The organism is Pseudomonas sp. SDO5215_S409 (genome assembly GCF_054071325.1).
In genome coordinates this window covers 1-26,122 of the sequence record NZ_JBSVWN010000031.1, presented here as the reverse complement: position 1 = coordinate 26,122, position 26,122 = coordinate 1, and the positions used below count along the sequence as shown (strand labels likewise).

The 26,122-nt window shown below is 63.5% G+C and carries 25 protein-coding genes, 1 pseudogene and 1 riboswitch; of the genes and pseudogenes, 12 read left to right on the top strand and 14 right to left on the bottom strand.

What is annotated here, in order from left to right:
* Nucleotides 1-158: 158 nt before the first annotated feature.
* Nucleotides 159-1,415: a cation:proton antiporter gene (locus ACW9H9_RS16875; protein ID WP_457341992.1), complete on the top strand. Its 1,257-nt coding sequence runs from the start codon at nucleotides 159-161 to the stop codon at nucleotides 1,413-1,415.
* A gap of 3 nt (nucleotides 1,416-1,418) precedes the next feature.
* On the opposite strand, the gene ACW9H9_RS16870 is transcribed toward ACW9H9_RS16875, so the two are convergent.
* Both ACW9H9_RS16870 and ACW9H9_RS16865 read right to left on the bottom strand, forming a co-directional pair.
* Nucleotides 1,419-3,320, bottom strand: coding sequence for a patatin-like phospholipase family protein (locus tag ACW9H9_RS16870; protein ID WP_457341993.1), 1,902 nt, complete (start codon nucleotides 3,318-3,320; stop codon nucleotides 1,419-1,421).
* 79 nt (nucleotides 3,321-3,399) lie between these two features.
* Nucleotides 3,400-3,804: an acyl-CoA thioesterase gene (locus ACW9H9_RS16865; RefSeq protein ID WP_457341994.1), complete on the bottom strand. Its 405-nt coding sequence runs from the start codon at nucleotides 3,802-3,804 to the stop codon at nucleotides 3,400-3,402.
* Between the two features lie 135 nt (nucleotides 3,805-3,939).
* A riboswitch (S-adenosyl-L-homocysteine riboswitch) is annotated at nucleotides 3,940-4,046 on the top strand.
* A gap of 21 nt (nucleotides 4,047-4,067) precedes the next feature.
* Between ACW9H9_RS16865 and ahcY the strand changes: the two genes are divergently transcribed.
* The 5 genes and pseudogenes from ahcY to ACW9H9_RS16840 all read left to right on the top strand — a co-directional run bounded on the left by ahcY (nucleotide 4,068) and on the right by ACW9H9_RS16840 (nucleotide 10,595).
* A complete protein-coding gene (gene ahcY / locus ACW9H9_RS16860) occupies nucleotides 4,068-5,477 on the top strand; it encodes an adenosylhomocysteinase (RefSeq protein WP_457341995.1) in 1,410 nt (469 codons plus the stop codon).
* A 183-nt stretch (nucleotides 5,478-5,660) separates the two neighbouring features.
* Complete coding sequence (gene metF / locus ACW9H9_RS16855; protein WP_457341996.1) at nucleotides 5,661-6,506, top strand: methylenetetrahydrofolate reductase [NAD(P)H]; 846 nt, start codon at nucleotides 5,661-5,663, stop codon at nucleotides 6,504-6,506.
* Nucleotides 6,507-6,579: 73 nt separating this feature from the next.
* Nucleotides 6,580-7,688: pseudogene (locus tag ACW9H9_RS16850) on the top strand (hypothetical protein).
* 25 nt (nucleotides 7,689-7,713) lie between these two features.
* Nucleotides 7,714-8,496: a substrate-binding periplasmic protein gene (locus ACW9H9_RS16845; protein WP_457341997.1), complete on the top strand. Its 783-nt coding sequence runs from the start codon at nucleotides 7,714-7,716 to the stop codon at nucleotides 8,494-8,496.
* Between the two features lie 224 nt (nucleotides 8,497-8,720).
* Entirely contained in the window at nucleotides 8,721-10,595 is a 1,875-nt protein-coding gene (locus tag ACW9H9_RS16840; RefSeq protein WP_457341998.1) for a DEAD/DEAH box helicase, read from the top strand.
* A gap of 66 nt (nucleotides 10,596-10,661) precedes the next feature.
* Here ACW9H9_RS16840 and ACW9H9_RS16835 read toward each other — a convergent pair whose 3' ends face one another.
* Together ACW9H9_RS16835 and ACW9H9_RS16830 are read right to left on the bottom strand one after the other, a co-directional pair.
* Nucleotides 10,662-11,261, bottom strand: coding sequence for a YceI family protein (locus ACW9H9_RS16835; protein ID WP_457341999.1), 600 nt, complete (start codon nucleotides 11,259-11,261; stop codon nucleotides 10,662-10,664).
* A gap of 32 nt (nucleotides 11,262-11,293) precedes the next feature.
* On the bottom strand, nucleotides 11,294-11,845 hold the full coding sequence (locus tag ACW9H9_RS16830; RefSeq protein ID WP_457342000.1) for a cytochrome b: 552 nt from the start codon (nucleotides 11,843-11,845) through the stop codon (nucleotides 11,294-11,296).
* Between the two features lie 269 nt (nucleotides 11,846-12,114).
* Between ACW9H9_RS16830 and ACW9H9_RS16825 the strand changes: the two genes are divergently transcribed.
* The 3 genes from ACW9H9_RS16825 (at nucleotide 12,115) to ACW9H9_RS16815 (ending at nucleotide 15,850) form a co-directional block, all read left to right on the top strand.
* Nucleotides 12,115-13,521 (top strand): adenosylmethionine--8-amino-7-oxononanoate transaminase, encoded by a 1,407-nt coding sequence (locus ACW9H9_RS16825; RefSeq protein WP_457342001.1) that lies wholly within the window; start codon nucleotides 12,115-12,117, stop codon nucleotides 13,519-13,521.
* A 25-nt stretch (nucleotides 13,522-13,546) separates the two neighbouring features.
* The gene (locus ACW9H9_RS16820) at nucleotides 13,547-14,266 is read left to right on the top strand and encodes a 16S rRNA (uracil(1498)-N(3))-methyltransferase (RefSeq protein WP_457342002.1); all 720 of its coding nucleotides are present in this window, start codon (nucleotides 13,547-13,549) and stop codon (nucleotides 14,264-14,266) included.
* 135 nt (nucleotides 14,267-14,401) lie between these two features.
* A complete protein-coding gene (locus ACW9H9_RS16815; protein ID WP_457342003.1) occupies nucleotides 14,402-15,850 on the top strand; it encodes a hypothetical protein in 1,449 nt (482 codons plus the stop codon).
* 48 nt (nucleotides 15,851-15,898) lie between these two features.
* Here ACW9H9_RS16815 and trhA read toward each other — a convergent pair whose 3' ends face one another.
* Nucleotides 15,899-16,516, bottom strand: a complete 618-nt coding sequence (gene trhA, locus ACW9H9_RS16810; protein WP_457342004.1) for a PAQR family membrane homeostasis protein TrhA — start codon at nucleotides 16,514-16,516, stop codon at nucleotides 15,899-15,901.
* 144 nt (nucleotides 16,517-16,660) lie between these two features.
* Here trhA and ACW9H9_RS16805 point away from each other — a divergent pair, with 144 nt between their 5' ends.
* The 3 genes from ACW9H9_RS16805 to ACW9H9_RS16795 are packed head-to-tail and all read left to right on the top strand — an operon-like array spanning nucleotide 16,661 to nucleotide 18,715.
* Complete coding sequence (locus tag ACW9H9_RS16805) at nucleotides 16,661-17,227, top strand: chromate transporter (RefSeq protein ID WP_457342005.1); 567 nt, start codon at nucleotides 16,661-16,663, stop codon at nucleotides 17,225-17,227.
* Entirely contained in the window at nucleotides 17,227-17,769 is a 543-nt protein-coding gene (locus ACW9H9_RS16800) for a chromate transporter (RefSeq protein ID WP_457342006.1), read from the top strand. Before ACW9H9_RS16805 ends, ACW9H9_RS16800 begins: the two co-directional genes overlap by 1 nt.
* 37 nt (nucleotides 17,770-17,806) lie before the next feature.
* A complete protein-coding gene (locus ACW9H9_RS16795) occupies nucleotides 17,807-18,715 on the top strand; it encodes a LysR family transcriptional regulator (RefSeq protein WP_457342007.1) in 909 nt (302 codons plus the stop codon).
* Between the two features lie 13 nt (nucleotides 18,716-18,728).
* On the opposite strand, the gene madM is transcribed toward ACW9H9_RS16795, so the two are convergent.
* The 9 genes from madM to mdcA form a co-directional block, all read right to left on the bottom strand.
* Nucleotides 18,729-19,493: a malonate transporter subunit MadM gene (gene madM / locus ACW9H9_RS16790; protein WP_457342008.1), complete on the bottom strand. Its 765-nt coding sequence runs from the start codon at nucleotides 19,491-19,493 to the stop codon at nucleotides 18,729-18,731.
* Nucleotide 19,494: 1 nt separating this feature from the next.
* Entirely contained in the window at nucleotides 19,495-19,899 is a 405-nt protein-coding gene (gene madL / locus ACW9H9_RS16785; protein WP_457342009.1) for a malonate transporter subunit MadL, read from the bottom strand.
* A 67-nt stretch (nucleotides 19,900-19,966) separates the two neighbouring features.
* Nucleotides 19,967-20,872, bottom strand: a complete 906-nt coding sequence (gene mdcH / locus ACW9H9_RS16780; RefSeq protein WP_457342010.1) for a malonate decarboxylase subunit epsilon — start codon at nucleotides 20,870-20,872, stop codon at nucleotides 19,967-19,969.
* Nucleotides 20,865-21,455: a malonate decarboxylase holo-ACP synthase gene (locus ACW9H9_RS16775; protein WP_457342011.1), complete on the bottom strand. Its 591-nt coding sequence runs from the start codon at nucleotides 21,453-21,455 to the stop codon at nucleotides 20,865-20,867. The genes mdcH and ACW9H9_RS16775 overlap by 8 nt, the downstream gene beginning before the upstream one ends.
* Nucleotides 21,449-22,219: a biotin-independent malonate decarboxylase subunit gamma gene (mdcE, locus tag ACW9H9_RS16770; protein WP_457342012.1), complete on the bottom strand. Its 771-nt coding sequence runs from the start codon at nucleotides 22,217-22,219 to the stop codon at nucleotides 21,449-21,451. Before mdcE ends, ACW9H9_RS16775 begins: the two co-directional genes overlap by 7 nt.
* Nucleotides 22,216-23,046 carry a biotin-independent malonate decarboxylase subunit beta gene (locus ACW9H9_RS16765; protein WP_457342013.1) on the bottom strand — a complete coding sequence of 277 codons (831 nt, stop codon included), beginning with the start codon at nucleotides 23,044-23,046 and terminating at the stop codon, nucleotides 22,216-22,218. Before ACW9H9_RS16765 ends, mdcE begins: the two co-directional genes overlap by 4 nt.
* A complete protein-coding gene (locus ACW9H9_RS16760) occupies nucleotides 23,039-23,338 on the bottom strand; it encodes a malonate decarboxylase subunit delta (RefSeq protein WP_457342014.1) in 300 nt (99 codons plus the stop codon). Before ACW9H9_RS16760 ends, ACW9H9_RS16765 begins: the two co-directional genes overlap by 8 nt.
* Nucleotides 23,338-24,186, bottom strand: a complete 849-nt coding sequence (locus ACW9H9_RS16755) for a triphosphoribosyl-dephospho-CoA synthase (RefSeq protein ID WP_457342015.1) — start codon at nucleotides 24,184-24,186, stop codon at nucleotides 23,338-23,340. Before ACW9H9_RS16755 ends, ACW9H9_RS16760 begins: the two co-directional genes overlap by 1 nt.
* Entirely contained in the window at nucleotides 24,187-25,857 is a 1,671-nt protein-coding gene (gene mdcA, locus ACW9H9_RS16750) for a malonate decarboxylase subunit alpha (RefSeq protein WP_457342016.1), read from the bottom strand. It lies immediately after the preceding gene.
* Nucleotides 25,858-26,122: the final 265 nt, after the last annotated feature.

The following is a 26,122-nucleotide window of genomic DNA, read 5'->3' as shown; positions in this document are numbered from 1 at the left end:
GATCGGGCCGAGCCTGAGCCCACAGGCCTGAACGTCATGTTTATACTAAAACCCGCTTTGCCGCACCCCGCTGCAACCTCGCGGCCACGTTGCGGTCAATGCTTGCTCTGACACGCCCCCCACGGATTTGATTCAATCCCACCCTCCAAGGACCCCGGATGCTTGAACTTGTTGCCGCCTTCATTTGCCTCACCACCCTGCTCACGTATGTGAACTTCCGTTTCATCGGCCTGCCGCCCACCATCGGTGTGATGGTCACCGCGCTGATGTTTTCCCTGTTGCTGCAAGGCCTGAGCCTGCTGGGTTACCCAGGCCTGGAAGAGCGTATCCACCAGTTGATCGGCCAGATCGATTTTGGCGACCTGCTGATGAACTGGATGCTGTCGTTCCTGCTGTTTGCCGGTGCCTTGCACGTCAACCTGAATGACTTGCGCAGTTATCGCTGGCCCATCGGCCTGCTCGCCACCTTTGGCGTGTTGATCGCCACCGTAGTGATCGGCAGCCTGGCCTACTCCATCTTTGCCCTGTTCGGCTGGCACGTGAGCTTTTTGTACTGCCTGCTGTTTGGCGCGCTGATTTCTCCCACCGACCCAATCGCGGTGCTCGGCGTGTTGCGTACCGCCAATGCGTCCAAACCGCTGAAGACCACCATCGTCGGCGAGTCGCTGTTCAACGATGGTACGGCGGTGGTGGTGTTCACGGTATTGCTGGGCATCGCGCAACTGGGCGAAGCGCCCACGGTGGGTGCCACGGCCATGCTGTTTGCCCATGAGGCCATCGGCGGCGTGGTGTTTGGCGGGGTCATCGGCTACGGGGTGTACCTGATGATCAAGAGCATCGAACAGCACCAGATCGAAGTGATGCTGACCCTCGCACTGGTCATTGGCGGCTCGGCACTGGCGTCGGAGCTGCATGTGTCGGCACCGATTGCCATGGTGGTGGCCGGCCTGATCATCGGCAACCTGGGCCGCAAACTGGCGATGAACGACATGACGCGCCGCTACCTGGACGGTTTCTGGGAACTGCTCGACGACATGCTCAACGCCCTGCTCTTCGCGCTGATCGGCATGGAACTGTTGCTGCTGCCGTTCAACTGGCTGCACGTGGCGGCGGCAGGCCTGCTGGCGGTGGCGATTCTGTTGTCGCGCCTGCTGACGGTTGCCCCGGCCATTTTGCTACTACGCCAATGGCGCACCGTGCCACGCGGCACCATTCGCATCCTGACCTGGGGCGGCTTGCGCGGCGGGGTGTCGGTGGCGCTGGCCCTGGCGTTGCCGCTGGGCCCGGAGCGCGATTTGTTGCTGAGCATTACGTACATCGTGGTGCTGTCGTCGATCCTGTTGCAGGGGTTGAGCATCGGCAAGCTGGTCAAGCAAGTGACCAAAGACGATCCACTGCCCGAGCAGGCGCACTGACGTTCAACGCTCCCGCTGGCGCCAGGCCTTCGCCATCTCGACGGTGGTCGAGCTGAACGGCTTGCCCCAGGGCTTATTGCGCGCACCGTAGTGGGCAATGATGCCGTCGAGCACGCGGTTGAACTCGGCCACGGTGGTCACCTGGGCCAGCTCGCGCTCCGACCGGCGCAGCAGCTCGACATTGGCATCCGGCTGGCCCGGGTGAAACAGTGACGGGTAGATCACCTGGCGGGTGAAGTTTTCGGCGATCACCGCAATGTCACGCTGCTTCATCTCGGCCACCGCGCCTTTCACCACAGGCGAGCGGGCTGCCGTCTCACCGGCAGGTTGCTTGGCCACTACCTGCAACAGTTGCTGGAAGTTGCGCTGGCCAGGTGCATTCAGTTGGCGCCCCAGCCAAGCCACTTGCCCAGGGCTGCGGGCGAGCGCGTCCAGGTTGCGCAGGGCCGACAGCAGCGCCGGGGTCAGCGTGAGGCGCTCATCGAGCCGATTGGCATCGGCGATCGCCCTGTCCAGCACCTGCAAGGCCTGTTTCGCTTCGCGCCTGAACAGCAACACCGCGCGGGCCGCCGGGTCTTTTGCCAAGGCAGGTTCTGCGCTCTTGAGCATTGCCTCGTCCATCGCCAGCACCGCGTCCTCCAACGAGTCGAATCGAACGTGCTCGCGCGTGGCGGCGCGGTGGTCCAGGTGCGTGGTCACGGCCTGCCGCGCCAGGTGTTGCAGGTGCTTTTTCTCGTCGGCACTCATGGTGAAGTTGACGGTGCCGTTGAGCAGCCCGCGAAAATCACCTTTGGCGGTGTTCAAGGGCAAGGTCACGGTCTGATCGGCGTAGGGCTGCAACCGGCTGCCCTGAAACGCCTGCGCCGCCGAGTGCGGGGTGCCGGTGACGCGGTCGATGAGGCTGCTGACAAAGCCACCGCGGGACGCAGGCTGTGCGCCTTCATCGGGCTCGAACCTGATGATCAGCGACTCGGGCTGGCTCAGCGGGCTTTGGGTAAACGAGCGGTCGAGCACGCCCGGTGCCGGGGTGTTGGCGAGCAGGCCGCCGTCCTGGAACACCTGGCCTTGCTCGGTCGGGCTTTTGAACAGCACCGGCAATGAGCCCGAGATGTGCGCGGCGCGGGCGATGTCCATGTCTGGGGTGAGGCTGGCATTAAACACCACCAATTGCGGGCGCCCGTCAAACATGCCGGTGCCGGTGATGCTGAGTTGCTTGATGGCGGGGATGTAGCGGCTCAACACCTCAAGGTCGCCAAAGGTCGGCCCCGCTCCGGCGCTGAGCTTGCCGGCGATCTTCATGACCTCGGCAGGACGCGTCTGGCGAGGCGTGTTGGCAATCTGCGCCAACAGCGCTTTACGGGATTCGTTGCGCACCAACGTTTCAAGCGGCAGCGCCTCGGATTGCAGGCGCGGCATCAGGTCCAACAACCGTTGCGACAGGCTGCCGGCAGGGCCCGGCAAACGGCCGGCCAGGTGGCCAAGGGTGGAGCTGGCGTTTTGCAGCCAGGCCACCAGCGGGTCTTGGCTGTTGAGCAACTGGGGCAGGTTGAGGCCGTTGGAAAGGGCTTCAAAGGTCTTGGCGTCCATGCCGCACGCCAGCAATGCCGCAGAAATGGCACCGGCGGACGAGCCGGAAATCACCCGGACGCCGGGCAGCACCTGGCGCTCTTCAAGCGCCTGCACCATCCCGGGAAACGCGATGCCCTTGGCGCCGCCGCCACTGAGTACCAGGTGACTGACCGGCGGCGGTGACAGCGTCACGTCCACCCGCCCGTCGTGGCTGCGCGTGAGGGTCAATTGGCGTTCGCCCACGCCCGCCACTAAAGGGGCTGGACGCGTAGACGGCGCGGCGCCCGGCGGCGTCAGAGGCGGGGCGGCGGCAGGGGTTGAATGGAGCAATTTCATACGCGGGCTCTCTCTACAGGGGGTAGGCCTGAGTGACGAGAGAGCCAGGAAACGATCCGCGCAGACCGTTCTTGTAAAACTATTCGGTGAGCGCGTCGCCCTGGAACTGGTCCTTCACGTACTTGATCTCGGTGCGGCCATGGGGCGCTGGCAGGCCGTCTTCACCCAGGTTGACGAACACCATCTTCTCAACGGTCAGGATGCTTTTGCGGGTGATCTTGTTGCGCACCTCACACGTCAAGGTGATGGACGTGCGCCCGAACTCGGTGGCGGTGATGCCCAGTTCGATGATGTCACCCTGGCGCGAGGCGCTGACAAAGTTGATTTCGGAGATGTACTTGGTCACCACGCGCTGGTTACCCAGCTGGACAATCGCGTAAATGGCGGCTTCTTCGTCGATCCAGCGCAAAAGGCTACCGCCGAACAGGGTGCCGTTGGGGTTGAGGTCTTCAGGTTTTACCCACTTGCGGGTATGGAAGTTCATGGGGCGGGCTCCAAGGGAAAGAAGGGCTGCGACAAACGACACGTTTCAAGCCTACACCGTCTGACGTGCCGCTTGCAGCTTGCCACTTACCGCTCAAAGAAAGCTATAATCCCCCCCGCTTCAAACTCCCGCCACCTGTCCGAGGGGCGCTGCAGCAGGGTCATCCTGTCAGGCTCGGATGGGGCGTTGTCCGGCCTGGTTGTCCTGGCCTGATACTAAACGCACAACGGCGCCCATTCGCACCCTACGAATGGAGGCTCTTGATGAGCGCTGTAATCACGCCCGCAGATTTTACCGACTACAAAGTCGCCGACATGTCCCTGGCTGCCTGGGGCCGTCGCGAAACCTTTATCGCCGAATCCGAAATGCCTGCCCTGATGGGCCTGCGTCGCAAGTACCTGACCGAGCAACCGCTCAAGGGTGCGAAGATCCTCGGCTGCATCCACATGACCATCCAGACCGCCGTGCTGATCGAAACCCTGGTTGCCCTGGGCGCCGAAGTGCGTTGGTCGTCCTGCAACATTTTCTCCACCCAGGACCAGGCCGCTGCCGCTATCGCCGCTGCCGGTATTCCAGTGTTCGCCTGGAAAGGCGAAACCGAAGAAGAATACGAGTGGTGCCTTGAGCAGACCATCCTCAAGGATGGCCAGCCATGGGACGCCAACATGATCCTGGACGACGGCGGCGACCTGACCGAACTGCTGCACAAAAAGTACCCACAAGTACTGAACCGCGTGCACGGCGTGACCGAAGAAACCACCACCGGCGTTCACCGCCTGCTGGACATGCTGGCCAAGGGCGAGCTGAAGATCCCGGCCATCAACGTCAACGACTCGGTGACCAAGAGCAAGAACGACAACAAGTACGGCTGCCGTCACAGCTTGAACGATGCGATCAAGCGCGGCACCGACCACCTGCTGTCCGGCAAGCAAGCGCTGGTGATCGGCTACGGTGACGTGGGCAAGGGTTCGTCCCAGTCCCTGCGTCAGGAAGGCATGATCGTGAAGGTGTCCGAAGTGGACCCGATCTGCGCCATGCAGGCCTGCATGGACGGTTTCGAAGTGGTTTCGCCGTTCATCGACGGCCAGAACGACGGCACCGAAGCCTCCATCGACAAAGCGCTGCTGGGCAAGATCGACCTGATCGTGACCACCACCGGTAACGTCAACGTGTGCGATGCCAACATGCTCAAGGCCCTGAAAAAGCGCGCCGTGGTGTGCAACATCGGCCACTTCGACAACGAAATCGACACCGCTTTCATGCGTAAAAACTGGGCGTGGGAAGAAGTGAAGCCACAGGTGCACAAGATCCACCGCACCGGCCATGGCGATTTCGACCCACAGAACGACGACTACCTGATCCTGCTGGCCGAAGGCCGCTTGGTGAACCTGGGCAACGCCACCGGTCACCCAAGCCGCATCATGGACGGCTCGTTCGCCAACCAGGTGCTGGCCCAGATCTTCCTGTTCGGCCAGAAATACGCCGACCTGTCGCCTGCCCAACAGGCCGAGCGCCTGACCGTGGAAGTACTGCCCAAGAAACTCGACGAAGAGGTGGCCCTGGAAATGGTCCGCGGCTTCGGCGGCGTGGTCACTCAACTGACCAAGACCCAGGCCGACTACATCGGTGTGGGCGTTGAAGGTCCGTTCAAGCCACACGCTTATCGTTACTAAGGCGCTGCAAGCCTCAGGCGATGAGCAACAAGTAGGCGCGGTTGGTTTACTTGGGGCTCATGGTGTGGGGCTTGTGACTTTCATTGTTCTTTAACAGCCATGGGCTGTGGGTTTGAGCGGCAGGCATCGGTGAATCGCCGTCTTGCCGCCTGCGACTTGCAGCGCATCGCTGGAGACTCTTCCATGTCCCAAGAGCGTCGCTACAGCTTCGAGTTCTTCCCGACCAAGACCGATGCTGGGCATGAAAAACTGATGACCACGGCCAAACAGTTGGCCAGCTACAACCCCGATTTTTTCTCCTGCACCTACGGTGCCGGGGGCTCGACCCGCGATCGCACGATCAACACCGTGCTGCAGCTGGAAAGCGAAGTCAAAGTCCCGTCGGCCCCGCACCTGTCGTGCGTCGGTGACAGCAAGGACGACCTGCGCGGCCTGCTGACCCAATACAAACAGGCCGGCATCAAGCGCATCGTCGCGTTGCGCGGCGACCTGCCGTCCGGCATGGGCATGGCCAGCGGCGAGCTGCGCTACGCCAACGACCTGGTGAGCTTCATCCGTGAAGAAACCGGCGACCACTTCCACCTCGAAGTCGCGGCTTACCCGGAGATGCACCCCCAGGCCCGCAATTTTGAAGACGATCTGCAAAATTTCGTGCGCAAGGCCAAGGCCGGCGCCAACAGTGCGATCACCCAGTATTTTTTCAACGCCGAAAGTTACTTCTATTTCGTCGACCGCGTGCAGGCCATGGGCGTGGACATCCCTGTCGTGCCGGGCATCATGCCTATCACCAACTACAGCAAACTGGCGCGCTTTTCCGACGCCTGCGGCGCAGAAATCCCGCGCTGGATCCGCAAACAGCTGGAAGCCTACGGGGACGACGTCACGAGCATCCAGCAGTTTGGCGAAGAGGTGATCAGCCAGATGTGTGAGCAATTGCTCGACGGTGGCGCACCTGGATTGCACTTTTATACGCTGAATCAGGCAGAACCGAGCTTGGCCATCTGGAATAATATCAAACTGCCACGTTAGAATTCGCACGGCCTACGAAAGCCCCCGTTTACGGGGCTTTTGCCGTCTCTAACGAATATGGAAGTTTGCCTCGATGACCACCGTGCCCCCTGCCCGGCCGCAGCTGATTTATCTCGTATTTGGCGCTGACACCTACCACCAGGAAGCCGTGTTCAGCATTGCCAGTGCGCTGGCCTTCCTGCAGGACACGCCGCAGATGCCGCTGGACATCCAGGTGTTCAGCGACAACCCCGAACCCTATCGTTTGCTGCCCGTGCGCGTACGCCCGCTGGACGAAGCCACGCGCAAGCGCTGGAGCGAGCCCCACGGCTACCACTTCCGCACCAAACACGTGGTCTTGCAGCAGGTGCTGCAAGAGTCCGAGCTGGCCATACTGATCGACACCGACACGTTCTTTCACCGCTCGCCCATGGAGCTGTTTGATCGCGTAGAGCCCGGCACCCTGCTGTGCAACGCCAGCTACAACAGATACGACGATGTGCCCGACAGCATTCTGTACACCTCACTGCACCAGCGCCTGCTCGACAGCGGGGCGGCCGACGATGACTTGATGCTGCTCAACTCCGGCGTCATGGGCCTGCACCAGCGCGATCTGCCATTGCTCGATCGCTCGATCGCTCGATCGCGTTGATGGACGAGCTGTTCCCCCATGCCCAGGGCGCCTACACCCTCGAAGAGTTCTGCTTGTCCGTCGCGGCCTACCGCACGGTGAAAGTGCGCGACTGCCCGGACCTGATTCACCACTACTGGAGCCGCAAGCAGTTGTTCCGGGCCAAGGTCAACGCCTGGATCGCCAAGCACCACGCCCACCCCACCAGCGCCCACCCCACCAGCGCCCAAGCCATGAGCGACACCGGCCGGATCTCGGCCAACCTGCCGCGCCCGCCCCGCCCGCTGCGCTTGCTCTACAAGCTGATAACCCTGGCATTACCCGCGCACCAGCAACAATTTATGCGCGAAATCCTCTACGGCTGCTACACGCACAGCAATGAGTTCGACAAGGCCTGTGGGCCGGTGTGGTGGGACAAGGCCCGGCAAAACCAGGAAGAACGCCAGAAACGCCCGCTGGATGCGCACCAGTTGCAACGCTGGTTTGCCAACCCCGTGGTGCGGTTGCTGCTGAGCCAGCGCCGGTCCGCCATTTATAAACACCTGATGCATTCCCCGGACGCTTCTCTTTAACCAAAGACAGTCGTAACCTCTGGGCATGTCCGCCCTCGCCCGATTGTTGACTGCTGCGCTTTTCACTTGCCTGAGCCTGAACGCCCAGGGCGAGACATTGCGCATTGTCACCGAGCCCTGGGCGCCCTATGTGTATGACGACAACGGCACCCTGCGCGGGCTGGACTTCGACACCACGGTAATCGTGTTCCAGCGCCTGGGCATTGAGGTGCAGTGGCAGTTCCTGCCGTGGAAACGCTGCCTGGCAATGCTGGAACAGGGTCAGGCCGACGGCGTGCTGGATATTTTCCACAGCCACGAGCGTGACAGCCTGTTGCTGTACCCGGGCGAGCCGCTGTCACAGGTCGAGTTCATGCTGTTTTATGCCAACGCGCGCCCCCATCCGTTCCAGACCCTGGATGACCTGAGCGGCCTGACCATCGGCACCTCGCCGGGTTATCTCTATGGCCCCGCGTTCAGCGAGTCCACCCGTTTCACCCAGGAACCGGCGCCCAGCCATGAGGCCAATTTCGGCAAATTGCAGCGCGGGCGTATCGACTTGCTGATCACCGACCGGCGCGTCGGGCGGTATTTGCTCAATCAATTGGGCCTCTCCGGGCAGATCACCGAGGCCCCGCAGGTCATCAGCCGCCAGGCGCAATTTCTTGCGGTGCGCCGGGGTGCGGGCATGGACCTGTTGGTGCAACGCTTTGCCGCCGAGCTCAAACGCTTCAAGCAAGAGCCCGCCTACGCGGCGTTGAGCGCCAAATATGCCGGGACCGGGGACAGCGTCACTGCCGTTGAGCAGCAGGAAAGCAGCACACCGTGATTGCTCTGTTATACTGCGGCCTTTGCGTCAGGCTTACGCCCGGACGCTTCGGCCTGAACACGTCACCCGACCCCGCGACGCAGCCGCTTTTTAGCGCCCGCGCGAGCCGTCGAGGTGCCCGCAGGCCCCAGCAGGACCGGACGGGACCACGTTCCTCTAAACGTGATTCGCGCCTGGCAAGACTTTTCCTTTGGGCCAAGCCCTAACCAACAACAGGATTACTCATGTCCTTTGCTTCCCTCGGTCTCTCCGAGGCTTTGGTCGGTGCCATCGAGGCAGCCGGCTACACCGAGCCTACTCCGGTGCAACAGCGGGCCATTCCCGCCGTGTTGCAAGGTCGCGACCTGATGGTTGCGGCGCAGACAGGTACGGGTAAAACCGGCGGCTTCGCCCTTCCGATCCTGGAGCGGTTGTTTCCCAACGGTCACCCGGACAAATCCCAGCGTCATGGCCCGCGCCAACCGCGCGTGCTGGTCCTGACCCCCACCCGCGAACTCGCCGCCCAGGTGCACGACAGCTTCAAGCTGTATGCCCGCGACCTGAAGTTCGTCAGCGCCTGCATCTTTGGCGGTGTCGGCATGAACCCGCAGGTCCAGGCCATGGCCCGGGGCGTGGACGTGCTGGTGGCCTGCCCCGGTCGACTGCTCGACCTGTGTGGCCAGGGCAGCGTCGATCTGTCCCACGTGGAAATCCTCGTGCTGGACGAAGCCGACCGCATGCTCGACATGGGCTTTGTCCATGACGTGAAGAAAGTCCTGGCCCGCCTGCCCGCCAAGCGTCAGAACCTGCTGTTTTCGGCAACGTTCTCCGCTGACATCACCGCGTTGGCCGGCAAGTTGCTGCACAACCCGGAGCGCATCGAAGTCACGCCGCCGAACACCACGGTGGAGCGCATCGAGCAACGGGTGTTCCGCCTGGCCGCCAGCCACAAGCGTTCGCTGCTGGCTCACCTGATCACCGCAGGCGCGTGGGAGCAGGTGCTGGTGTTCACCCGCACCAAGCACGGCGCCAATCGCCTGGCCGAGTACCTGGACAAGCACGGCCTCAGCGCCGTCGCCATCCACGGCAACAAGAGCCAGAACGCGCGCACTAAAGCCCTGGCCGACTTCAAGGCCAACACCGTGCGCATCCTGGTGGCCACCGACATCGCCGCCCGCGGCTTGGACATCGACCAGTTGCCCCACGTGGTCAACTTCGAGCTGCCCAATGTCGACGAAGACTACGTGCACCGTATTGGCCGTACCGGCCGTGCTGGCCGCACCGGCGAGGCCATCTCGCTGGTCGCGCCGGACGAAGAGAAACTGCTGAAAAGCATCGAACGCATGACCAAGCAGAAAATCGCCGACGGCGACCTGATGGGCTTCGATGCCAGCGCCGTGGAAGCCGAAAAACCGGAAGTGCGCGAGCGTCCGGACGTGCGTAACCCACGCAACCCACGTGGTCCGAAGGGCGATGGCCCGAACGGCGGCGGGGGTGGCGGTGGTCGTCGCGACAAGGGCAAGGACAAGGGCGGCAAGGAAAAATCCGCCAGCAACGGCCGTGGCGAACGCCCTGCCCGTGAGCAAAAGCCCCGCGAAGGCACCCCGGCCCGCGAACAGCGCCAGCCGAGCCAACCGCCCCGCGCCGCCGCTGACCGTGCGCCGGACGAGTTCCTCGACGATGACATCGACAACTTCGGTAACCGCGCCGACTACGTGCCGCAGCAAAAACCGGCCCAGGGCCGTGGCCGTCGTCCAGGCGGCGCCCCCGCACAAGGCGCCGGCGCAGGCCGCACCGGCCAGCCACAAGGCCGCCAGAACGGCCCGCGCAACAGCAGCGGCGGCACCACCGGTACGCCACCTGCCAAACGCAACGGCCCGCGTAATGGCGCCCCGCGTGACGGTCAGGCCCGCCGCGAAGAGTCGCGCAACCGCCGTCCGGCCCGTGACGACCAGCGTTCGTCGTCGGAACCTGCCGTACAAAACCCACGCAGCGGCACGGCTCCGAAGATTATCCACAAGGAGTCCAAAAGCGATCGCTTCCCGACACCTGAGCAACTGGATCAATTGCCAAGCCGTCCACGTGGCGAGAAACCCGCCTTGCTGACCCGCAACCGCTGAGTTTCACCGCCCAATAAAAATGCCCCGACTCGCAAGAGCCGGGGCATTTTTGTGTACGGGCGAAAATTACTTCGCTTTCGTACCTTCAAACGTGATGTACAGCTGAACGGCGTCGGACTGCGGACCTACGTCCATGCCGTCCTTGTAGAACTCTTTGCGGCTGATGGTGGTGGTGCCTTCAAAACCGGCGCGGTAGCCGCCCCATGGATCCTTGCCTTCACCCAGGAAGGTGGCCTTGACCACGATCGACTTGGTCACGCCGTGGAACGTCAGGTCGCCCGTCACGTCAGCCGTTTGCTTGCCGTCGGCGTTCTTGCCGGTTGGCTTGACGCTGGTGGACACAAACTTGGCATCCGGAAACTTGTCGGCTTCCAGGAACTCTTTGCTGGTCACGTGCTTGTCACGTTCGGCGTGGTTGGAGAACACGCTGGCGGTGCGCACGTTCACTTCGACCTTGGCATCTTCAGGTTTGGCCGCATCAAAGCTGAACTTGCCGTCCAGGTCTTTGAACGTACCGGTGATGTAGCTGTAGCCCAGGTGGCTGATCTTGAAGTCGACGAAGGCGTGTTGGCCTTCCTTGTCGATCACGTAGTCAGCAGCCATGACATGGCCAGCCGACAGCAGGGCGGAGCCGATGGCCAGAGCGGCGAGTGTCTTTTTCAACATGCTTTCTATTCCTTGTGAGTCGAGGTTGAACATCAGGCTTTGCGCCCCAGCATACGCACCAGGGTCGCGTCACGATCGATAAAGTGGTGCTTGAGTGCGGCAACGCCATGCAGGCCGGCGAATACCACCAACACCCAGGCCAGGTACAAATGCACCGCGCCGGCGACATCTGCCTGGTCCGGTAGTCCGGAAAGCAGGGCAGGGATTTCAAACAGGCCAAACACCGGGATCCCAACACCTTCTGCGGTGGAAATCAGGTAACCGGCGATCATCACGGCAAACAGCCCGAGATAAAGAAATGCATGGCCAAACGCTGCCCCGATGCGGGTCAAACGGCTGTAGCTGGCAAGCGGTGGCGGCGGCGGGCTGAGCAGGCGCCACACGATGCGCACCAGCATGAAAGCGAACAGCGTGATGCCGATGCTTTTATGCAGGTCCGGACCCGCCTTGCGCCAGGCGTCGTAATAACCCAGGCCAACCATCCACAAGCCCAGGGCAAACAGGCCCACCACCGTCAGGGCCACGCCCCAGTGCAAAACAATGCTGACCCAGCCGTAGCGGGCCGCGGAGTTACGTAGCTGCATGTCCTATTTCCCGTAAGAGCTGCCCAAGACTAGCGTGTTAACTATCGAATTAAAGCGGAAAATTTTGCTTTGAAATATCGAGAAATACGATCAAGAGCGTATGAACAATAAATTAACCAAGGATTAAGGACTATCCCAAAGAAACGCGACAGACCGTTCTGCGTTTACGGCCAATTGGCCTACATGGGTTGTGACACAGCCTGGCATTGCATAGGCTTGCGCGATTGTTTCGCCCGCGCCCGTCGCGAGCCGCTTCGAGGAGACTGAACATGGGCTTGAATAACCAGTGGATGCAACGCGACCTCGCGGTGCTGTGGCATCCCTGCACCCAGATGAAAGACCACCAGCAACTGCCGCTGGTGCCGATCAAGCGCGGTGAAGGCGTGTGGCTGGAAGACTTCGAAGGCAAGCGCTACCTGGACGCCGTGAGTTCCTGGTGGGTCAACGTGTTTGGCCACGCCAACCCGCGCATCAACCAGCGCATCAAGGACCAGGTCGACCAGCTGGAGCACGTGATCCTGGCAGGCTTCAGCCACCAGCCGGTCATCGAGCTGTCAGAGCGCCTGGTCAAGATCACCCCCGAAGGCCTGACCCGCTGCTTTTATGCTGATAACGGCTCGTCGTGCATCGAAGTCGCGCTGAAGATGAGCTTTCATTACTGGCTCAACCGCGGCCAACCGGCCAAGAAACGCTTCGTTACCCTGACCAACAGCTACCACGGCGAAACCATCGCCGCGATGTCGGTGGGCGATGTGCCGCTCTTTACCGAAACCTACAAGGCCCTGCTGCTGGACACCCTCAAGGTGCCAAGCCCCGACTGCTACCTGCGCCCCGACGGCGTGAGCTGGGAGGCGCATTCGCGCACGATGTTCCAGGCCATGGAACAGACGCTGGCCGAGCACCACGACAGCGTCGCCGCGGTGATCATTGAGCCGCTGATCCAGGGCGCGGGCGGCATGCGCATGTATCACCCGGTGTACCTCAAGTTGCTGCGCGAGGCCTGCGACCGCTACGGCGTGCACCTGATCCACGATGAAATCGCTGTGGGCTTTGGCCGCACCGGCAGCCTGTTCGCGTGCGAGCAGGCAGGCATCCGCCCGGACTTCCTGTGCCTGTCCAAGGCCCTGACCGGCGGCTACCTGCCGCTGGCGGCCGTGGTCACCACCGAGGATGTGTACGCCGCGTTCTACGACGACTACCCCACCCTGCGCGCCTTCCTGCACTCCCACAGCTACACCGGCAACCCGCTGGCGTGCGCGGCGGCCCTGGCAACGCTGGATATCTTCGAGCAAGACAACGTCATCGAAAACAACAAGGCGCTGGCCCAACGCATGGCCAGCGCCACCGCGCACCTGGTGGACCACCCGCACGTGTCCGAGGTGCGCCAGACCGGCATGGTGCTGGCCATCGAAATGGTGCAAGACAAAGCCACCAAAACCCCCTACCCGTGGCAGGAACGCCGTGGCCTGAAGGTCTTCGAGCACGCCCTGCAACGCGGCGCCCTGCTGCGCCCGCTGGGCAGCGTGGTGTACTTTTTGCCGCCGTATGTGATCACCCCCGAGCAGATCGACTTCCTCGCCGAGGTGGCCAGCGAAGGCATCGACATCGCCACCCAGAGCAAAACCAGCGTGGCCGTACCGCACGATTTCCACCCCGGTTTCCGAGACCCGGGTTGATCCCGCTATTTTCCAGAGAACCCACATGAGACTGTCCCGCTTTTTCACCGACACCCCGCTGAGCCTTGGCGACATCGAGCTGCCCGAAGCCCAGGCGCACTACATCAGCCGCGTGCTGCGCATGGTCGAGGGCGATGCCCTGCAACTGTTCGACGGCACAGGCGGTGAGTTTCGCGCCAGCCTGCTGGAGGTCGGCAAAAAGCGCGTGGTGGTGCGGGTGACCGAGCGCTTCGACGGCCAGATCGAATCGCCGCTGCACATCCACCTCGGCCAGGGCTTGTCCCGCGGCGAGCGCATGGACTGGGCGATCCAGAAAGCCACGGAACTGGGCGTGAACCAGATCACCCCTATCTTCAGCGAGCGCTGCGAAGTGCGCCTCAAGGACGAGCGCGCCGACAAACGCCTGCTGCACTGGCGCCAGGTGGCCATCAGCGCCTGCGAACAATGCGGGCGTTCAACGGTGCCGGTGATTCACCCGCCGGTACTGCTGGCCGACTGGCTGAAACAGACTCAAGCCGACTTGAAACTGGTGCTGCACCCGGTAGCCGAACCGCTGCTGAGCCACGCCAAACCTGCAAGCCTGGCGTTTTTGATCGGCCCGGAAGGCGGCCTGACCGACAGCGAAGTTAGCACCGCGCAAAGCGCAGGTTTCCACCCCGCCCGCCTGGGCCCACGGGTGCTGCGCACCGAAACCGCGCCGGTGGTGGCGCTGTCTGTTGCGCAACAGCTTTGGGGCGATTTCTGAGGTCAAACCCAGGACTCACTCAACAGGCAATGTGAACAGCCTGGCACCGAGACAGAAAAAGTCGGCCTTTGTACCGGGAACCTCGGCACCGAACGGCCCACTCACTCTCTAACTCTTTGCCGGTGCTGACTCATCATGTTCCCTCCCAATAACGTTCCCTCCCGCTACAATCCCGCCCCCTCACACCCTGCGACGGTGGGCGGTGCCAGGCCTGCCGCCCACGCCCCGACGGTCAACTGCCCGCAGTGGCTCTATGCATCCTCGATCAATAAACAGTCGCTGCAGACCCTGGCCAACATTGGCCATAGCGGCTCGGCGGATGAACGCGCGCTGTCGGAACTCTTCCAGCGTCACTTGAGCAACGGGCCTATCAGCCTCAAGACACCACCCGACGCAAACAACCCGCGTGCCATTTACAGCGCCAACACAAAACTGAACGGCGCCAATGTCGAGGTCCGCGCCACTTTCGGCCTGGATGCCAACCAGCAGTTTGAATTGAAAGAGCTCGCCATGCGCGAGCAGAAAACAGGAAAGCAAGTCAACATCAAGATGCAACAAGCCCAAGGCGCGCCCGCGCCAGCCAACGCGCAAGCCTCAGGCTCCACCACGCGCAACCAGGCGACCGGGCTTAACCAGCGGCTGATTGAACAGACCCCACCAGGGCAACTGGACCGTCGCGGCAACGATGTAGGCGCAACGCGGCGCGAGTCCAGCTGGGCGGTCCACACCCTGCAGAACATCAGCCCCGCCCAAGCAAAAATGTTTCTGCCGCATATCTTTGACTTGATCAACACCACCAATAATTACAAGCAGGCTTACAACACGTATCTGCAGCAAACGCCCGGCATGACTCAACAGACGTTTAACAGTGAAATGGCCCGGTTTGGCCACGTCGATGCGTTGAAAAAGTCCCTGGGTGAAGGGGTCAAGAACAGAGAGCCCGCCACCCAATTGATGCAACGCTTGGTGGATACCCTGGACTTCAAGAAAATGCTGGACCTCACCGGGGCCCTCTTGGAGCTGACCAACAAAGACATCCACGACACCATCCGCGATCAGCCGTTCTTCACGGACCGCGGGCGCACGCTATTGCGCGAAGATCAGGTGCGCGACAGCAGCCTCTTTAACCGCCATGCCGGTATCACCGAGGAACCGCACCGCAGCCCTTCAACCGAAAACTTTTTCAAGCAAGGGATCGTTCACGCCAAAGCTGATTATGTAAGAGAGCCAAACTCCCTGACCTCCAAGCAATTCAGCAGAAGCGGCGTGCCGTTTATCAGCGGCGCTTCGGGTAGCATGCAGTTCATTCTCCAGGCCCTGGAAATGCAAAAGCCCCAGGCGCAGCGCTCGCCACAAGAACGGGCTGCAGTGGAAACGCTGGTGATCTCCCACGCCGCGTTGCTGGTGGCCGGCGGGCATCACAGCCTTGCCGAAACCCTGTTGCCGGGCCGTAAGCTTGGGTATTTCAGCGACCTGCCTGACCCGCTCAATGGCAGAAACGGCTACCGGGACTTCACGCGGGCGCTCGACACACGCCTTGCGGCCCTGGGCATGAACGGCGGAGTGCGGCTAAGCGCGAGCTGACAGGGCACGGCCCGCAACGGACGCGGGCTCCCTCCCCGGCGCGCAGGATCAGAGCACATACCCCATGATCGCCACAAAATGCAGCAAACTCCCGGCAATCACGAACAAGTGCCAGATCCCGTGGGAATGCCGCAGCCGGTGTTCCAGCGCGAAAAAAATGATGCCCACGGTGTACAGCACCCCGCCCGTCGCCAGCCAGGTGAACCCCGCCGTGCCCAGCGCTGCCAGCAGCGGCTTGACCGCCAGCAGGACGATCCAGCCCATCACCGCGTAGATCACGATGGACAGCACCCGCGCCTCGGAGCGGGGCTTGATCTCCTGCAAGATACCGATCAGCGCCAGCCCCCACACGATGCCGAACAACGTCCAGCCCCACGGCCCGCGCAGGGTCACCAGGCAAAACGGGGTGTAGCTGCCGGCAATCAGCAGGTAGATCGAAAAGTGATCGACCTTTTGCATGATCTCTTTTTTGCGCCCGCGCACGCTGTGGTACACGGTCGAGGCGCTGTAGAGCACCAGTAGGGTAAAACCATAGATCGCCACGCTGACGATCTTCCAGGGGCTGCCGTCCAGGCTGGCCACCACCAACATCCACACCGCACCGATAAAGGCGGCCACCGCCCCGAGCAAATGGCTCCAGGCGTTGAAGCGTTCCCCGTGATACATGTTTGGCTTACCCCGAATAACCGTACCTAAAACCATCTGACGCCACTTGCCCGCGTTCAGGCAACAGCCTTTTTCTTCATTTGCCCAAAGGCCACCCCTGGGCCGATCATGGCCCGCATGACCGCCGCCCCCGGAATACGCCCCATGCACGAGCTTGATCCCGCTGAGCCTCACCCCACTCTGTGGCAATTGTTTTACAACTTCGCCATGGTCGGCCTGTTCGGCTTTGGCGGTGTCATGCCTTGGGCGCGACAGATGATGGTCGACCGCAGGCGGTGGGTCAGCGAGCAGGGCTTCAGCGAACTGTTGAGCACTGGGCAGTTCTTTCCCGGGCCGAACATCGCCAACGTCGGCATTATTTATGGCCGCCGCCTGCACGGCATGCCCGGTGCGGTTGTGACCGTGTGCGGGCTGTACCTGTTCCCTTCGGTGATCACCGTGCTGGCTGGTTTTGCCTACGCCAAATGGTGGGGCCATGACGTGGTGCAGCAAGTGTTCGGCGCCGTGATGCCCATCGCCACCGGGCTGATCCTGGGCGCCACGCTGCGCTTGCTCAAGGCCATGCCGAAAAACCTCGCCAACTATGTCGCGTTCGCCCTCACGTTTGTATTGATGGCGGTGCTGGTGTTGCCGCTGTGGATGGTCTTGCTGATCTGCATCCCCAGCTCGCTGGCGCTGGGGTTTATCGGTGAACAAAAGGTGCGCAACTGATGCAAGGCGCCCTCTACCCCCTGATGATCCAGTGCGCGCTGTGGTCGCTGATGTCGATTGGCGGCAACATGGTTGCCATCGGCGACATTCACCGCTACTCGGTGACCGACATGCACTGGCTCACCGACGCCCAGTTCGTCGCGTTCTTTGCCCTGTCCCAGGCCTTGCCCGGCCCCAACGGCATGCTGCTGGTGTTTATCGGCCAGCAAGCCGCCGGCCTACCCGGTGCCCTGGTGGCGCTGCTGGCCAAGCTGGTGCCGTGTTCGGTGCTCACCTACGTGGGCGCCGGCTGGCTGGAGAAACACACGCGCACGCCCTGGGTGCAACGGGTCAAGCGCAGCCTGCTGCCGATCTCCATCGGCCTTATCCTCGCCGCCACGTACATCCTGATGAACAGCCTGGAAAGCAACGCCACCAGCGTGGTGCTGACGCTGGCCAGCGCCGCCGTGGTGTATTACACGCGGCTCAATGCGATCTGGCTGATCGTGCTGGGCGTGGTGTTGGGGCTGGCCAGTTCATGGCTGGGAGTGCACGCGTTTTAGGGGCACAATCGACGGCAATCGAACACGAGCCCTGCCCATGCTGATCGACGAAGAATTCACCCTCAAAAAGCTGGAAGTGTTCCTGGCCTTCATGCGCACCGGCAACCTGGCCCGCGCTGCTGCCGAGTTGCAAACCAGCAACGTCAGCGTGCACCGCGCCATCCATTCGCTGGAAAACGCCCTGCGCTGCCCGCTGTTCAAGCACGAAGGCCGCAACCTCACCCCGCTCGAAAGCGCCTACGTGCTGGAGGAACGCGCCCAGAAACTGGTGGCCGACGTGGTCGACAGCGTGCGCCTCACCCGTGAAGCCGCGGGTTTTTCCGCCGAACGCTTCAAGCTGGGCTCGCTGTACTCGTTGACCGTCAAGACCGTGCCGCAGCTGATCATGGGGCTCAAGATCCGCCGCAGCGAGCTCAACATCGACCTGATCCTGGGCTCCAATTTCGACCTGCTCTACAAGCTCAAGAACATGGAAGTCGACGCCATCCTGATCTCCCTCGACGACCGCGCCAGCGACCCGGACTGCGAACAGATCCCGCTGTTTTCCGACGACATCTTCCTGGCCACCCCGGCCGACTCGCCGCTGGACCGCGACCGGGAGATTGACCTGGCCGACATGCGCGACGCGACCTTCATCACCCTCACCCAGGGGTTTGCCACGCACCAGGACGGCAACCGGGTGTTCAAACAGGCGGGGTTCGAGCCAAAGGTGGCAATGCAGGTCAATGACATCTTCACCTTGCTGAGCATGGTCAGCTCGGGGGTGGGTTATGCGCTGTTGCCAGGGCGCATTGCAGCGGTGTACGAAAACCGCGTAAAGCTGATCCCGCTGCAAGCGCGGTATCGCCTGCAACAGCACATTGGCGTGGTGTTCCTCAAGGCCAAGGAGCGCGACCCGAACTTGCTCGCGCTCCTGGCCGAATGCCGCATGTACGCCAGGCACTGATCACACAGGGGCGTCAGCCCACCAGGCCGCGCACGATGAAGTACAGCAGCGATGGCCCCAACAGGCAGCCCAGGCCGGTGTGAAAGGTGGCCGTCAGCGCGCCGTACGGCACCAGCCGCCGGTCTGTCGCCGCCAGCCCCGCCGTCACGCCGCTCACGGTGCCCGCCAACCCGCCAAACACCATCGCCGAGCGCGGGTTGTCCAGGCCCATCCAGCGGGCGGCCACGGGGGTGCCCACCATCACCAGGATCGCCTTGATCAAGCCGGTGGCAATCGACAACGCCACCACCTCCGACGTCGCCCCAATCGCCGCGCCGGTCACCGGCCCAACGATGTACGTCACCGCGCCCGCGCCAATGGTGGTGATGCTCACCGCATCGCGGTAACCAAACGCCCACGCCATGCACGCGCCCACGATGAACGGCAGCACCGTGCCCAGCAGCAACGCCACCGCGCCAATCAACCCGGCCTTGCGGGCTTCGGTGGCCTGCACCTCAAATGCGGTGGCCACAATGGCGAAGTCGCGCAACATCGCTCCGCCCATCAAGCCGATGCCGGAAAACAGCGCCATGTCCGCCAGGCCCTTCTGCCCACCGGTGACGGTGCCACCGACCCAGGCCAGCACCAGGCCGATCACGATGGCGATCGCCGAGCCGTGGATGCGCCCGAACGTCAGGCGCTTGGACAGCACCACCGACATCCACATCACAATGCCCACGACGGCAAACGCGGTGACGAGGCTGTTTTGCGTCAGGCCTTTCTCGATGAGCGCCCACATATCAGTGGCCTCCCGCAACGGCGTTCAGCGGCGTTTCGGCGGGTAAGGGCTCACCCTTGTGCGTGCGACTGATCAACGCAATGGTGCACCCGCACACCACCACCGAACCGATGGCCGCCAATACCGCCACCGGCCCGCCGTGCAGGGCGGTGACCACGTTTTGTTGCGCGGCCATGGCCACTACCACCGGGATGTACATGGCGCCCCAAAAGCCCACGCCCCTCTCGCAGTCCTTGGTCATGCCGCCGTGTTTGTTCATCCAAAGCCGGGCGCAGATCAGCAGGATCATCGCGATGCCCACCCCGCCCACGTTGGATTTGACCCCCAGTAAAACGCCGAGCAGATCGCCCAGAATCACCCCTGCCAGCGTGCAGATCGCCAGCAATGCCACACCGTAAATAATCATGGTTGTCGTCCTCAACGTGTTCGATCGAAATTGTTGTTTTTGTGCGTCGAAAGCCTGGGTCGCTGCTTTATCGGTGGCGGGCGTCCTCCTCTTGCAGCAGGGCCTGCAAGGTGTCCAGGCGGGCGCCGTCAAAGGCAATGACGGTGCCTTGCTCGAAGACCCGGCGCGCAAGGCCGGTGAGCACGGCGCCGGGGGGCAGTTCGATGTGCAGGCGCACGCCGCGTTCATAGGCGCTTTGCACGGTGGCGCGCCAGTCGACGACGCGGCACATGTTGTAGGCCAGGTCGTCGCGCAAGGGCTCGATGTCCCGCACGGGCCGGGCGCGGGTGCTGCTCAGGTAGCGCAGGGTCGGCGGCTTGAGCGTCACCCGGGCAAAGGCCTCGGCCAGGGCGGCAGCGGGCGCGTCCAACAGCGGGCAGTGGGACGGCACGCTCACCGCCAATCGCTTGGCCACACCTGTGCCTTTGACGCGGCGGGCAACGGCAAGCATGGCCGCGTCGCTGCCCGCGATGACGGTCTGGTTGTCGGCATTGATATTGGCCAGGTACACCGGGGTTTGCGGGGTGTGGGCTTGGGCGACCAGAGCCTCGACGGTGGATAAGTCCGGGCCGATCAGCGCCGTCATGCCGTAGCCCTGTGGATAAGCCTGCTGCATCAACTCGCCCCGCAGGCTGACCAGTTGCAGCGCGTCGGCAAAACTCAAGGCCCCGGCGATGACGGCGGCCGGGTACGCGCCAATGGACAGCCCGGCGACGTAATCGGGCGTGTGTTCCAGCAAGCGCGCACTCGCCACCCCGGCAATCAACAAGCACAGCTGCACGGCGCGGGTGCTTGCCAATGCTTGCGCAGAATCCAGGACCAAGACGTCTTCATTCAGCACGTCGCGAGCCTCGTCCACCACCGCCCGAGGCAGGTCTTGCAACATGCCGACGCGCTGGGCGCCCTGCCCCGGAAACACCAGCAGGCTACTCATGCCAAGGGTCCTCCACCAAGCGCGCACCGCCGGCACTTTTAAGCAGCACGCGCGGCGCAGTCCCCGCCCATTCGCGCAAGGCGACGCCGCCCAGGGGTGTTTGCAGTTGCAGGTCTACGGGGCAGACGGTGGCGTCCAACAGCGCCAGCAACGCACGGGCCTCATCACGACTCACCGGCGCAGGCGTGCGCAGAATCAGGTCCAGGTCGCTGCGCGCATTGAGTGCTTCGATACCGCTCGCCAACTCAAAGCCTGCGCTGCCGCTGATGCCCCACGCCCGCCCGTTGAGCAACGGGCGCAACTGGTTCAGAGCCTTCAACGCGGGCACATCACGCGGCGATATCGTCTCGCGCAATGCCTCCGGACTCACGCAGCGCTGCACCGCCGAAACCGGCATCACCGCCGCGTAACGCTGCTCACGCGTTGCGCCGCGCACACCGACCGGCACCTGCCCGGCCAGGCACAACGCACGCCGCACCACCACCGGGTGACCGGCGTCCAGAGCACTCGCCGCCCACGCAGGCGCATCCGCCGGCAAGTGCGACGGGCGCATGCCCCAGAGCAGGTCGTGGGCGTTCACCATTGTTCCCGCAGCAGTTGGCGCACATGGCTGGAGACCGCACGGTTCGCGGCGCCCAGGCGGCTGCTCAAGTCGCGGCCGCCGATACGCACATCGTCAATCGCCTTGGTCAGGCAGTCGCTGACGCGGGCGATATCGTCTGCGTTCGGCTGTTCGATCTGGCTGACCGACAACGTCTCCCAGAGCAACCCGAGGCTGGCGTAACTGTCGATGTCGTACGCCATCGGCGGCACGCTGGCGGCCAGGCTTTCCAGTTCTTCAACGCTGCGTAACGTCACCCGCGCCGCCGAGGCCTTGCCCATGGCGTGCACCATCACGCCCGGGTCGCGCAGGGCGATCAGGCGGTTGGCCTGGTAACCGTGGGCCAAAAACGCGCCCGACATGGCCTTGCCCACCAACAGCGCAACCACCGGGTGCCCGGCCAGGCGGGCGCGGGCGTAACTGTCGGCGGCGCCCGCCAGGGCCTGGTGAATGCCCAACGCTTCTTCGCGGCGCCCGTAGGCCTGGCTGGGCACGTCGACAATCGCGATGATGGGGCGCTTGTCGGCCGGGGTTTCATCCACCGCCCGGGCCAGGCTCCAGCCTTCCAGCAGGCCGACTTCACCGTTGCGCGCACGCGCGAAGCGATTTGCGGGGTCGGTGACCACGGCGATAACCCGCACGGCCTGGCCGTTGAGCACCGCGTCCGCCACCTTCACCGAAGCGGGAAAACCGGCGACCGGCGCGACGCCCGCGCTCAATGCGTTGAACCACGTAAGCCCTCTCATGAGCGTTCTCCCTGGTACAGATCGCGAACCGTCGCCGGGTCGATTTGCGGTGTGGCGTCCAGCGCGGCCAGGCGTTGCAGGTAATGGGCGGCCTGTTGGCTGCGTTGCGTTGTCGGTAAGCCTTGGTGCAGCAGGTCGGTGACGGTGTGCTGGATCTGCGCCACGTCGTCGGCCACGTAACGGTCGGCCAGGCCGATGGCGAAACGTTGCTCGCCGCCGGTCAGGCTCCAGATAAAAGGCCGGTCGCGGGCGTCGTATTCCTCAAGCCCGGCTTCCTGCTCGATCACTTGCGGGCCGTTCAGGCCCACACGGGCCTCACGGGTGACCACCAGATAACTGCACAACCCCGCCGCAATCGACATGCCGCCAAAGCAGCCGACGCTGCCCGCCACCACGCCGATCACCGGCTGGTACTGGCGCAGATCGACAATCGCCGCATGGATGTCGGCAATCGCCGCCAGCCCCAGGTTGGCTTCCTGCAACCGCACGCCGCCGGTTTCCAGCAGCAGCACGGCGCGGGTGGGCGTGCCGTTGCGGTTGTCTTCGGCCGCAAGCTCCAGTGCCCCGGCGATTTTTGCACCGCCGACTTCACCCAGGCTGCCGCCCTGGAAATTGCCTTCGATGGCCGCGATCACCACCGGCAAACCGGCGATGTTGCCTTTGACGATGACCACGCCGTCGTCCGCCTGCGGCACCACGCCCTGGCGGCTGAGCCAGGGCGACATGACGCGCTGGAACGGATCGATCAATTCGCGAAAGGTGCCGGTGTCGAGCAAGGCCTTGGCGCGTGCGCGGGCGCCGAGTTCGACGAAGCTGCGGTTAGTCATGGCCGATCTCCTCGAAGCCTTGTTCCAGGCGCAGGCGCACCACGCCGGGGGTGGCGCCAAAATCGTGGATGTCGATGTTCAAGGCCGGTGGCGTGTACGCCTGAAAGATCCGCTCGAACAGGTGGCGCCAGCGTTGCTCGGCGCCGTTCACCGAGGTTTGCACCTGGATCGTCAGCGTGCCTGCGGTGCCCGGCTCCAGCAGCACTTCCAGGTCGCCGGAGCCGACACACCCCACCAGCGCACGGCCTTTGGGCGGCTGCCCAGCGGGGAATTCAAAGGATAGGGTTTCCATTACAACGCTCCGTCGAGGCGGTCGATAAACAGGCAGGCGGCCAACAGGTCGGCGGCGCCGCCCGGGGAGGCGTTCAGGGCCAGCAGTTGCTGGTCCAGCTCATGCAACAGACGGCGCCCGGCGAGGGTTGCGCTGCCACCCGCCGCCAGCACCGCCTGGGCACCGCGCTGCAGGGTGTGCAGGCCCTCTGCGCCAGCGCGGTAGAGCACGCAGGTGTCGGCCAGGTCGGTCATGATCGCCAGCAGTGCGTCGAGCCGGGCGTTCTGTTCGCCGTGTTGGGCCAGGCGGCTTTTTTGCAGTTGCGGCAGGCCACGTTGCAGCACCGAAGGGAAGCCCAGTTGCGCCTCTTCACGGGCACCGCGTGCGCCGTAGCGCTGGGCCACCAGCGCCCCGTGGCTTTGCAACTGCGGGGCATGGCGGTCGTTGAGCAAGGCCAGCCGCGCGGCGCGCACCGTCAGGGCATGGGCACTGCAGGACTCGGGCTGCAGCGCCGCGCCCGCCACCAGCAGGCCCAGCGCCCAGATCGCGCCGCGGTGGGTGTTCACCCCGCCCGTGGTGGTGAGCATCGCTTGCTCGCCCTCACGGCCGATGCGCCCCAGGGCCTCGCGCAGGTCGAGGTTGACCTGGCCGCAGTCAATCGCCGCGTCGGCCATTTGCTTGAACGCGGGCCACAGCGCCAGCGCCGAAGCGTGCATGAGGCCCAGGTGCAGATCGGTGTGGGCGCCGTTGCCGCGACGGTCCACCAGCGCGGGTTTGGGCGACAGGTCGGCCTCGTCGATCAAGGCGTCCACGGCCATGTCGGCCAGCCGTTCGGCCAGGCTCAGTTCGTGCAGTTTGTGTGCGTGCATTTACCAGCTCCTGAACTTGGCGGGCGGGTTGTAGAGGCCACCGGACCAGTCCACCAGGTCGGCCACGCTTTTGGCCGAGAGCCACTCGCGGGTGGCGTCGGTGCGGCGGATGCCGAGGTCTTCGGGCAGCGCCACCAGGCCTTCGCGGCGCAGGCGAGCGGTGTCCTTGGGGTTGTGGCGCAAGCCGATGGCGGTCACGCCTGCGACGGCCGCGATCATCGCCCGACGCTCCTCCAGCGAGCGGGCCTTGTAGAGGTAGGCGATGCCCTCTTCGGTGAGCAGGTGGGTGACGTCGTCGCCGTAGATCATGATCGGCGCGAGCGGCATGCCGCTTTTGCGCGCCACCTCGACCGCGTCCAGGGTATCGACGAAGGTCGGTTTGCCGCCTTCCTGGAAGGTTTCGACCATTTGCACCACCAGTTTTTTGCCGCGTTCCAGCAAGGCTTCGGGCGCGTCGCTGTGGCGCATGTCGAGCCACGCCGGGGTGCTGTGGCGCCGACCGCGCGGGTCGTGGCCCATGTTGGGCGCCCCACCGAAACCGGCCAGGCGGCCCCGGGTCACGGTAGAGGAATGGCCGTCGCCGTCCACTTGCAAGGTGGCGCCGATGAAGAGGTCCACGGCGTACTGGCCAGCGAGCTGGCAGACCATCCGGTTGGAGCGCATCGAGCCGTCGCGGCCGGTGAAGAACACATCCGGACGCGCGGCGATGTAGTGCTCCATGCCCAGCTCCGTGCCGAAGCAATGCACGCTGTCTACCCAGCCGCTTTCGATGGCGGGGATCAGCGTGGGGTGGGGGTTGAGGGTCCAGTTGCGGCAGATCTTGCCCTTGAGGCCCAAGGACTCGCCGTAGGTGGGCAGGATGAGTTCGATGGCGGCGGTGTTGAACCCGATGCCGTGGTTCAGCGACTGGACGTTGTGTTTTTCGTAGATCCCGCGAATGGCCATCATCGCCATCAACACGTGCACCGGCTTGATGTGGCGCGGGTCGCGGGTGAACAGCGGTTCGATGTAGAAGGGTTTGTCGGCCACCACCACAAAATCCACCCAGCTGGCGGGGATGTCCACGCGCGGCAGGTCGCTGACGTCGTCCACCAACTGGTTGACCTGCACAATCACGATACCGTCGCTGAAGGCCGCTGGTTCAATCAGCGCAGGCGTGTCTTCGGTGCTCGGGCCGGTGTAGATATTGCCCGCGCGGTCGGCCATGAAACCGGCGGACAGCACGACGTTGGGGATCAGGTCCACCACCAGGCGGGCATAGAGCTCGATGTAGGTGTGAATCGCACCGATTTCCAGCAGGCCGTCTTCCAGCAACTGGCTGATGCGCAGGGACTGGGTGCCGGCAAACGAGAAGTCCAGCTTGCGCGCGATGCCTTTTTCAAACAGGTCCAGGTGCTCGGCGCGGCCGACGCTGGGCATGATCATGTGCAAGTCGTGAAGCTTGGCCGGGTTGGCCTTGGCCAGGGAACGGGAGAGAAAGTCGGCTTGCTTCTGGTTGTTGCCTTCCAGCACCACACGGTCGCCGGGAAGAATCAGCGCTTCCAGGGCTTCGACGATACGCTCGCCGGGCAAAACAGCACCCTCGGCAAAAGACGCCACCTGCGCCAGGCGCCGCTGTTTCTCATCACGCCGCCGCGTCCAGCGCGCGTCGGGGGAAGGTGTTGTTGTCATGGTCGCTCCACGGGGTGTGCTGTCGTGGGGCTACCTTAGGAGTGATGGGGCGGGGGGATCAATCAAGCTGGGGGGTGGATTGTTACGGTGGGCGTAATGGAATAGCCGTGAATATTGAGGATGAGCGATTGATCGTTCCCACGCTCTGCGTGGGAATGCAGCCTGGGACGCTCTGCGTCCCGATGCGGGTGCACGGTTCAGGTCCTGCGCACGGGTGACGCGGAGCGTCACCGGAGGCATTCCCACGCGGAGCGTGGGAACGAGT